8 protein-coding genes and 2 pseudogenes are annotated in these 7,764 nt (G+C 65.7%); 7 read left to right on the forward strand and 3 right to left on the reverse strand.

Annotated elements, in window-relative coordinates:
• The 3 genes and pseudogenes from XAXN_RS12095 to XAXN_RS12105 all read left to right on the forward strand — a co-directional run.
• Positions 1 to 162 (forward strand): annotated as a pseudogene (locus tag XAXN_RS12095) (IS481 family transposase); the annotation flags it as partial.
• A gap of 168 nt (positions 163 to 330) precedes the next feature.
• On the forward strand, positions 331 to 702 hold the full coding sequence (locus XAXN_RS12100; protein WP_054319718.1) for an endonuclease domain-containing protein: 372 nt from the start codon (positions 331 to 333) through the stop codon (positions 700 to 702).
• Between the two features lie 22 nt (positions 703 to 724).
• A complete protein-coding gene (locus tag XAXN_RS12105; protein ID WP_054319719.1) occupies positions 725 to 2,365 on the forward strand; it encodes an NAD+ synthase in 1,641 nt (546 codons plus the stop codon).
• A 19-nt stretch (positions 2,366 to 2,384) separates the two neighbouring features.
• On the opposite strand, the gene XAXN_RS12110 is transcribed toward XAXN_RS12105, so the two are convergent.
• Both XAXN_RS12110 and XAXN_RS12115 read right to left on the reverse strand, forming a co-directional pair.
• Positions 2,385 to 3,353 (reverse strand): glycoside hydrolase family protein, encoded by a 969-nt coding sequence (locus tag XAXN_RS12110; RefSeq protein WP_054319720.1) that lies wholly within the window; start codon positions 3,351 to 3,353, stop codon positions 2,385 to 2,387.
• Positions 3,354 to 3,640: 287 nt separating this feature from the next.
• Positions 3,641 to 4,522: an outer membrane protein assembly factor BamD gene (locus XAXN_RS12115; protein ID WP_054319721.1), complete on the reverse strand. Its 882-nt coding sequence runs from the start codon at positions 4,520 to 4,522 to the stop codon at positions 3,641 to 3,643.
• A gap of 121 nt (positions 4,523 to 4,643) precedes the next feature.
• Here XAXN_RS12115 and rluD point away from each other — a divergent pair, with 121 nt between their 5' ends.
• The 4 genes from rluD to XAXN_RS12135 are packed head-to-tail and all read left to right on the forward strand — an operon-like array spanning position 4,644 to position 7,410.
• Positions 4,644 to 5,639, forward strand: coding sequence for a 23S rRNA pseudouridine(1911/1915/1917) synthase RluD (rluD, locus tag XAXN_RS12120; RefSeq protein ID WP_054319722.1), 996 nt, complete (start codon positions 4,644 to 4,646; stop codon positions 5,637 to 5,639).
• Between the two features lies 1 nt (position 5,640).
• The gene (gene pgeF / locus XAXN_RS12125; protein ID WP_054319725.1) at positions 5,641 to 6,453 is read left to right on the forward strand and encodes a peptidoglycan editing factor PgeF; all 813 of its coding nucleotides are present in this window, start codon (positions 5,641 to 5,643) and stop codon (positions 6,451 to 6,453) included.
• 2 nt (positions 6,454 to 6,455) lie between these two features.
• Positions 6,456 to 6,989 (forward strand): DUF4166 domain-containing protein, encoded by a 534-nt coding sequence (locus tag XAXN_RS12130; RefSeq protein ID WP_054319723.1) that lies wholly within the window; start codon positions 6,456 to 6,458, stop codon positions 6,987 to 6,989.
• Entirely contained in the window at positions 6,976 to 7,410 is a 435-nt protein-coding gene (locus tag XAXN_RS12135; protein ID WP_054319724.1) for a thiol-disulfide oxidoreductase DCC family protein, read from the forward strand. The genes XAXN_RS12130 and XAXN_RS12135 overlap by 14 nt, the downstream gene beginning before the upstream one ends.
• Before the next feature lie 177 nt (positions 7,411 to 7,587).
• On the opposite strand, the pseudogene XAXN_RS21390 reads toward XAXN_RS12135, so the two are convergent.
• Positions 7,588 to 7,764, reverse strand: a pseudogene (locus tag XAXN_RS21390) (methyl-accepting chemotaxis protein); the annotation flags it as partial.

Here is a 7,764-nt window from a genome sequence, read left to right on the forward strand (position 1 = left end):
CAACAGCATTTAGCCAACTTCATCGACGCCTACAACTACGGTCGCAGGCTCAAAGCTCTGAAGGGTCTGACACCGTACGAATTCATCTGCAAGCAGTGGACATCCGAACCCGAGCGGTTCAAAGTGAATCCGATCCATCTAATGCCGGGACTGAACACCTAGACGCGGACCGATCCACCGACTGCCTTTCGCCTTGGATTTCCCCTCTCCCGCTTGCGGGAGAGGGGCAGGGGTGAGGGCGCATTCCTTACACCCCCCAACGGCCGCAGCCGATAGCGGGCAGTGGCGCTCCACACCAAGCTGTGAGCTCCTCAGACCTGGGAGCCTCCGATGCGCACCGGTGAAAAGATCCGCTTTGCAAAAACCTTGCGGCGCGAGATGACCGCTGCCGAGCGTTTGCTTTGGTACCGCCTGCGTGATCGACGTCTGCTGGGGTTCAAGTTCCGCAGGCAGTGTCCGGTCGGCCCGTATGTCGCCGATTTCGCCTGCCTGGAGAGCGCGCTGATCGTAGAACTTGATGGCAGCCAACATCTGGATGCGTCCTCCAATGCCGCGCGCGAGGCCTTCCTGTACCGAAAAGGCTTCCAGCTGCTGCGCTTCTGGAATAATGAAGTGCTAGTGCGCACCGACGCTGTCTGCGACGCGATTGCGCAACGGCTGTGCGTTGCCCGCTTCTCTCTTCCTCCTTCCGGCGTTCGGTAGGAATCTGCAAAAGGCTGCCGATATGTCCCAGACCCTCCGCATCGCCATGGCCCAGTTCGACTTCCCGGTCGGCGGCGTGACGCACAATACCGATCACATCATCGAGTACATCGCAGCGGCGCGCGATGAGTTCGAGGCCGACATCGTGCTGTTTCCAGAGTTGGCGATCAGCGGGTATCCACCGGAAGATCTGCTGCTGCGGCCCGGGTTTTTGGCCCATTGCGAACAGGCGCTGGCGCGGATTGCGGCGGCCACGCGCGGCATCGTGGCGGTGGTTGGCTGGCCGCAAAGCGCCGGCAGCGTGGTCTACAACGCCGCCAGCGTGTTGCGCGACGGGCGGATCGAAGCCACCTACCGCAAGCGCGAATTGCCCAACTATGCGGTGTTCGACGAGCGTCGTTATTTCGACGTGGCCCCGGATGGCGAAAACTGTGTGGTCACGGTCAAGGGCGTGCAGGTGGGCGTGGTGATCTGCGAAGACCTCTGGTTCACCGAGCCGCTGGCCAATACGGTGAAGGCGGGCGCGGAGTTGGTGCTGGTGCCCAATGCCTCGCCGTACGAGCGCGGCAAGCATGCGCAACGCGATGCATTGCTGGCCGAACGCACCCGCGAGAGCGGGGCAGCAATTGCCTATCTCAACGTCGTGGGCGGGCAGGATGCACTGGTGTTCGACGGCGCCTCGGTGGTGGCCGATGGCGACGGCACCGTGCATCCCGCCGCTGCAGCCTTCGTGGACCAGTGGCTGGTGGTGGACTACGCGGCCGGCGAGCGCAGCTTCACCCCGGTGGTATGGGTGGACGACGGCGACGAAAGCATGGACGCGCTGGCCTGGCGCGCGGTGGTGCGCGGGCTGCAGGACTATTGCCGCAAGAACGGCTTCAGCAAGGTCTGGCTGGGCTTGTCCGGCGGCATCGACTCGGCCTTGGTGTTGGCGATGGCGGTGGATGCGCTGGGCGGCGAGAACGTGACCGCGGTGCGGCTGCCGTCGCGCTACACCGCGAATCTGTCCAACGACCTGGCCGAGGAACAATGCCGCGCGCTGGGCGTGAAGCTGGAGACCATCGCGATCGAGCCGGCTTTCGAAGGCTTGCTCGGCGCGCTGGCGCCGATGTTCGAAGGCACCCACCCGGACATCACCGAAGAAAACCTGCAGTCGCGCAGTCGTGGCGTGATCCTGATGGCGCTGTCGAACAAGTTCGGCGGACTGGTGCTGACCACCGGTAACAAGAGCGAATACGCAGTGGGTTACGCCACCATCTATGGCGATATGTGCGGTGGCTATGCGCCGCTCAAGGATCTGTACAAGACAGAGGTTTTCGGACTGGCGAAATGGCGCAACACTGTCGGCGGCGCGCCGGTGATTCCACCGGCGGTGATCTCGCGCCCGCCGTCGGCCGAGTTGCGCGACAACCAGACCGACCAGGATTCGCTGCCGCCGTACGATGTGCTCGACGGCATCCTGTATCGCTACGTCGATCAGGAGCAGTCGCGCGACGACATCGTTGCAGCGGGCTATGCGGCCGATACCGTCGAGCATGTGCTGCGCCTGGTGCGGCTCAACGAGTGGAAGCGCCATCAGGCCGCGCCCGGGCCCAAGGTGTCGCGGCGTGCATTCGGTCGCGAACGGCGCTATCCCATCACCAACGGGTATCGCGGGCAGTAGTCCGAACGGGCTAATCCGGTCACTCGGCTGCCACGGTGGCTGCCGCTGCGGTAGCCGGCTGCTGGGCGAACCGCGTGAGCAGATCCAGGGGCGGTTTTGGTCGGGCCAGGTCGTACATCAGGCCAAAATGGCCTTCAGGCCCCTGGATGGTGGCCTGGTCCAGTAACTCGTAGACATTCACCTCGGCCACCACGTCGGCATCGTTGTCACGCACGTTGCGCAACAGCTGCGCCAGGCTGTCGTAACAGCCCCAATCACCGGCGCTGCCACCAGTGGTGCTGCCTGTATAGATCTCCGCACAGTTCAGCTCGTTGAAGAACACCGGGGTGTTATAGGTGCGCGCGGCAGTGCGCAGCTGGCCCAGATACAAGTCCGTCCAATAGCCGCCATCCTGGTAGAACGCGTAGTAGTGGAAGCTGATGTGGTCGAAGTTGAAGCCGGCCGCCTTGGCTTTTGCCAAAAACCACAGCGAGCCGTTGCGATCGCCCGGGCAACGCGCGTTGGCGCTGCGATCGTCGCTATCGCAGGCGGTGATGTCGATGGTGAAGCGCAGGCCGGCGCCCAGCTCGTCGGAGGCCTGATGCATGCCCAGATACATCGTGGTCATTGCGGCGATACGGGTGTCGGCTTCCGCACGCACCAGATCCTGTTCGTTGCCGATTTCCCAAACCTTGATGTCTGCGGCGTAGCGGCGTGCCAGCTGGTAGCTGATCTCGCGCGACATCGGGTAGACCATCGGGCGCAGGGTGATGCCGTACTTGCGCGCCAAGGGAACTAGCGCATCCAGCGTGGCGTAATCGCGCGGGTCGACATCGAACCGGTAGCTGCGCAGGTTGCGCGCTGCCAGCAGTTTGAAGCGTGCCTCGGCCTGGGTCATGGCGTAGCCGGGACGGCCGTCGTGCGCGTTGACGCCGTAGACGATGGGGGCTGCGGTGGCGCTGGCGGTCAGGGCCGCCATGAGCAGCAAAGCGATGGTGGCACGAGACATGCGGCTTCCTTGGCTGACGCTCGCAGGCAGTCGGAGCTGGTTGGGGACGAGTATCGACAGGGGGCCCGGGGGCATTGGGTGACCTGGGGCCGGGTTCCAGGATGCACGCGGCGGGCTCGCCAATGCGTCCGCGCGCAGGGGAGGCAACCGCAGGCTGCAGGCGCGTCAGCGGCGCCAATCGCCACCGTGTCGTCGTCGGCGGCGTACTTGTCGTGCTGCCGTCATCGCCACCGCAACAAAAAAGAGGCCTTTCGGCCTCTTTTCGGTCATGCGCTGCGCCTGATGCCTCAGTCGCGATTCATCTGCGAATTTTTTTGCCCGGTCGCGGCGGACTTTTCGCCGGCAAACGGGTTGAGCTTGCGGATGGCCCACGGGTATTGCGGCCAGTCGCCGGTCAGCCACGGGTGCTGCGGGTCGTTGAGCTCCAGCACGCGGCGTGCGTCGGCTGCCAAGGTCTTGTTGCCCAGGTGCGTGTAGGCCTCGGCCAGCACCGCGACCGCGTCGTACTGGAAGGCGCTCTGCGGATAGGTTTCGAGCAGGTAGTTGGCACGACCGGCAGCCGACACCCAGGCATCGCGGCGCAGGTAGTACAGCGCGTTATCCAATTCATGCTGGGCGAAGATGTCGCGCAGCTCGATCATGCGCTTGCGTGCGTCGGCGGCGTAACGGCTGTTCGGATAGCGATCGGTGACGGTATTGAAGTCGTTGTAGGCCTGCTGCGGCGAAGACAGGTCGCGGCGGCTCGGGTCCAGCGACCACACGCGGCGCAGGAACACCGTGTCGCGGTTGCTGTTGGCTAGCCCGCGCAGGTAGTACAGATACGAGATGTTGCGGTGGGTCGGATAGGTCCGGATGAAGCGGTCGACGCTGGAGACGGTGTCGTCGTGCTTGCCGGCCTTGTACTGGGCGTAGGCGGTTTCGATCATCGCCTGCTCGGTGTACGGGCCATACGGGTACTGGGCGATCAGGCGCTTGTAGCTGGCTTCGGCGCCGGCCCAGTTGCCTTTCTCCATCAAATTATGACCCTTGCCGTAGAGCTGCTCGACCGGCATGCCCTCGTCGGGATTCTTGTCCTTGGTGCCGCGGTGGCAGCCGGTGATGACGAACGCCATGACCAGCATGAGGGCAATCAGGCGCGCAGGCGCGGGAAACGTGGACCGTCGGATCATGGGTCTGGGCAGGACGCATCAGGAAAACGAGAGCGCGATGATAGCCTAGTGGCCTGTCCGGCGACTGACTCCCGCCGCCCGGACCCGCAAATTCCCGCTATTTGCCTGAGTGCCCGTGTCCATGTCCGACCCATCTGCCGAACCCCTCTCCCCGTCCATCCGCCAGGCGATCGTGCCCGACAACGCCGCCGGACGCCGTTTCGACGCAGTGCTGGCCGAGCTGTTCCCGGAGTTTTCGCGCTCGCGGCTGTCGGAATGGATCAAGTCCGGCGACGCGCTGCTGGACGGCGAAATGGCGCGCCCGCGCGATACCTTGCGCGGTGGCGAGAGCGTGCAGGTGCAGGTGGTGCTGGAAACCCAGACCCACGCCGCGCCGCAGGACATCCCGCTGAGCGTGCTGTACGAAGACGAGCAGGTGCTCGTGATCGACAAGCCGGCCGGCCTGGTGGTGCATCCGGGCGCCGGCAATCCGGACCGGACCCTGGTCAATGCGCTGCTGTTCCGCGACCCGGCGCTGGCCTCGGTGCCGCGCGCCGGGGTGGTGCATCGCCTGGACAAGGACACCAGCGGCGTGATGGTGGTGGCGCGCACCGTGCAGGCGCAGACCGCGCTGGTGGAGCAGCTGTCCGCGCGCGATGTGCATCGCCAGTATCTGGCCGTGGTGGTGGGTGCGCTGGTCTCCGGCGGCACCGCCAATGCCCCGATCGACCGCCACCCGCGCGATCGCCTGAAGATGGCGGTGCGCGACGACGGCCGCGATGCGGTGACGCATTACCGCCTACGCGAGCGCTTCCGTGCGCACACTGCGCTGGAATGCCGGCTCGAAACCGGGCGTACCCATCAGATCCGCGTGCACATGGCGCACCTGAAATCGCCGATCGTCGGCGACCCGCTGTACGGCGGCGCGCTCAAGCTGCCCAAGGGTGCCACCGATGAGCTGGTGCACGAACTGCGCACCTTCAAGCGCCAGGCCCTGCACGCCGAAACGCTGGAATTTTTGCATCCTGTCAGCGGCGAGCCGGTCCGCGCCAGCGCGCCGGTACCGGCCGATCTACAGCGCCTGATGACCGCGCTGCGCGAAGACAGTGCACGCGCCGCCGAGCTGGCACGCCGCTGAGATGCCCATGGCTGCGCCCTTCATCCTGCCAGCCAACTGGCCGGCGCCACCGTGCATCCGTGCGCTGACCACGCTGCGTCACGCTCTGGGTGGCTCGCTGCCTCCGTTCGACACGCTCAACCTTGGCAACCGCAACAGCGCCGAAGGCGATGTGCCCAAGCAGGTGGAGCGCAACCGGGCGCTGCTGGCCACGGCACTGCAGTTGCCGAGCACGCCGCATTGGCTGCGGCAGGTACACGGCGTGGATGTGGTACGGCTGGATGCACCGCCCGCTGCACCCGATTCCACCGACGGCGCGGCGGATCAGCCGCCTGGTGCGCACGAACCGGTTGCCGATGCTGCAGTGACCTCGGCACCTGGCGTGGTATTGGCAATCCTCACGGCCGACTGCCTGCCGGTCGTGTTCGCTGCCGGCGATGGCAGCGAGGTGGCTGCTGCGCATGCCGGTTGGCGCGGGCTGGCCGACGGTGTGCTTGAGCGCAGCGTGGCCGCAATGCAGACGCCACCGCAGCAGCTTGTCGCCTGGCTGGGTCCTGCCGCAGGGCCCCAGGTATATGAGATCGGCGAGGACGTGTTCGACGCCTTCGTTGCGCACGACGCACAGGCGCAACACGCGTTTGTCGCCACGCGCCCGGGGCACTGGCGCGTGGATCTGTATGCATTGGCACGTCAGCGGCTGCAGCGGGCCGGTGTGCCGTCCGATGCGGTCTATGGCGGCGGGTTGTGCACCATTTCCGATCGGCAGCGGTTTTTTTCGCATCGCCGCGATCGCCGCAGCGGACGCATGGCCACGCTGGCCTGGATCGCGCCCTGAGCGTGCCGCTGTTCGCACAGGTGCTGGGGCAGGACGCGTTCGCGCAACTGCCTGCGCCGGTGTGCGCGCTGCATTCGGTGCAGCAGCGGCAGACCTTCGCCGGCCGGGCAAGGATTCACCGCGGCACGCATGCGCTGGTCCTGTTACTGGCGTTACTGGCGTTGCTGAGCCGTCTGCCGCGCAGTGGCGAGGTGGCGGTGGAAGTGGACTTTCTGGCCGACGCGCACGGCGAGCGCTGGCATCGGCGCTTTGACGGCATGCCGATGCATTCGCGGCTATGGCGCCATGGCGACAGCTTGCGCGAACACCTGGGCGCGGTGCGCTTTGAATTTTCGCTGCAGGCCGATGCGCAATCGTTGTATTGGCAGGCGACTCGCGTGTGGGCGTTCGGGATGATTCGGTTGCCTGCCCGCTGGTTCCGGCAGATGCGCTGCCGCGAGCATGCCGACGGCGGCCGTTACGGGTTTCTGGTGGACGTGCAGTTGCCGCTGGTAGGACCGTTCATTCGATATGAGGGCTGGCTTGAGCCGCGCTGATCAATCGCCTGTTGCGCCGCCTGCGGCGCGGGCCACCATCGTGTTCGATGGCGTGTGCCTGCTCTGCAATGGCTGGGTCAAATTCCTGCTGCGCCACGATCGGCGTGGGCGCTATCGCTTTGCTGCCATGCAGGGTCAGGCCGGGCGCGCACTGTTGCAGCAGCACGGCCTGGATCCGGACGACCCTTTGTCGTTTCTCCTGGTGGACGCCACCGGCGCCTGGACCGACAGCGATGCGATCGTGCGCGTGCTGGCGGGATTGGGCGGGCTCTGGCGGCTGAGTGGTGTGCTGCGCCTGGTCCCACGTCGCGTGCGCGATCTCGGCTACCGGCTGATCGCACGCAATCGTTACCGCTGGTTCGGTCGCAGCGATCACTGCATGCTGCCCACGCCCGAGCAACATGCGCGGTTTCTGGACTGACGCAAGGGGTCCGGCGTCGTGGCGCTAGCATGAGCAGCGCTGCGCTGCCCTGCCGGGACGAGACGATTCGGCGCATCGCTCGGCCGTTCTCATCGGCGCACCTGTTGACGCGGGGCATTTCCGCAGAAACCCGATCGCGCCCGGGTGCGCTCCTACGAATCGGCACGCATGCCAGGCTTATGCCGCGTTGTGGAAGCTGGCGCGCACGATGTTGGAGGCGCTGGGGGCGTCGGATTGCAGGCGGAAGATCGAGACCGCATCGGCCAGTTCCACCGCTTGTTCTTCCAGGCTGCGCGCGGCGGCGGTGGCTTCTTCCACCAGCGCGGCATTGCATTGGGTCACTTCGTCCAACTG

It is taken from the genome of Xanthomonas axonopodis (assembly GCF_001304695.1).
Taxonomy (GTDB): Bacteria; Pseudomonadota; Gammaproteobacteria; order Xanthomonadales; family Xanthomonadaceae; genus Xanthomonas; species Xanthomonas axonopodis.